This is a genomic window from Xanthomonas sp. SHU 166, from assembly GCF_000364685.1.
Classification (GTDB): Bacteria; Pseudomonadota; Gammaproteobacteria; order Xanthomonadales; family Xanthomonadaceae; genus Xanthomonas_A; species Xanthomonas_A sontii.
This window is the reverse complement of sequence record NZ_AQOJ01000621.1, coordinates 1-1,435: the sequence shown is the minus strand read 5'-3', so window position 1 is coordinate 1,435 and position 1,435 is coordinate 1. Positions and strand designations below refer to the sequence as shown.

Here is a 1,435-nt window from a genome sequence, read left to right as displayed (position 1 = left end):
AGAGGGGTTGGGGTGAGGGTACGGGGCGAAGCCATCGCGCATCAGAACGACACCAGGCTTCGCCCGCGCGCTTGTCCGCCGCTGCGATCGATGTCTTCCCAGGCTTCGCCCGTCCCCTCATCCGCCCCTGCGGGGCACCTTCTCCCGATGGGAGAAGGGAGCGTGCTGCGATGGAATGTTGTTGGTGCTGCGCTCTGCGAAGACCGCCCCGGCTTAACCGCCGCGCAATCTTCACGCGTCCTTTTCCCGCAGCCTGCTACGGCCTCCACCCGCAGCGACGCTTTTTTGCCTACCATGGGCGCTCGTCCCGTGTTCCGCTCCGGTAATGAGTCTGTGTCGCCCCCGTCCCCTTGACGCTGGCCCCCCGCGCCAGGGTCCTGTCGCGCCCCGCCTGCGTCGGATCGGGTCGGGACAGTGAGCGTCGCCAGGGGGAGGGGGGAGACGGCGTTCGCACGCGACCGCGGGCGCGCGTGGCCGGTGCTGCTGTTCTTGCTGCTGGCATTGGGCGTGGCGTGGCGCGCCGTGGCCGCCGATGGTGGCGCAGACGGGGTGCCGCCGCTACGCGACTACGCGATCGATTCCTGGACCTCGCGCAACGGCCTGCCGCACAACTCCCTGCGCGATCTGGCGCAGACCCCGGACGGCCGCCTGTGGTTCGCCACCTGGGAAGGGCTGGTGCGCTACAACGGCCTGGACTTCGCCGTCATCGACCGCAGCACCCGCCCGGGCCTGCCCGACAACGGCGTGGGCTCGCTGTACGTGGACCGCGCCGGCGCGCTGTGGTTGAGCGATTCGCGCGGCAATCTCGGCCGCCACGATGCGGCCGGCAACTGGCGCTTCTGGCGGCAGCCGCCGGGCTGGCCGCATGCGCTGATCCACGCCATGACCCAGGACCGCGACGGCCGCATGTGGCTGCTGTTCGAAGGCAACGGCCTGGGCTGCCTGTGGCCGGACGGTCGCTTCGATTACCAGCCGGCGCCGCGCGACCTGCCGTTGGCGGCGAGCTTCCCGCACATGGCCGCCGACGAACAGGGGCGGATCTGGATCGGCAGTCTCGATGGCCTGCTGTACCGCGACCCGCAGGGCGTGCTGCGGCGCGCGCCGGCCGCGTTCGGCCTGCCGCCGGGGCTGGCCTGGCCGTATCGGGCACCGGACGGCTCGCTGTGGCTGGTGGCCGGCGAGAACCTGTACCGACTGCAGGGCGAGCAGGCGGTGCTGGTGCAGCACCTGCCGGGCTACGGCCATTTCACCTCGATGCTGCGCGACCGCGATGGCGCGATCTGGCTGGGCACCGAGAACCAGGGACTGCTGCGGATCAGTGTGCACGGCATCGAGCGCATGCTGCCGGGCGACGTGCTGCCCAACGGGCGCATCGTCAGCCTGCTGCAGGACGCCGAGGGCAGCATCTGGATCGGCGCCAACGGCGGCCTGTTCC

1 protein-coding gene is annotated in these 1,435 nt (G+C 71.1%); it reads left to right on the top strand.

All coding sequences use genetic code 11. The features are described 5' to 3' along the window. Positions 1-507: 507 nt before the first annotated feature. A partial coding sequence (locus D180_RS15135) for a two-component regulator propeller domain-containing protein (RefSeq protein WP_304412382.1) occupies positions 508-1,435 on the top strand: 928 nt, incomplete at its 3' end.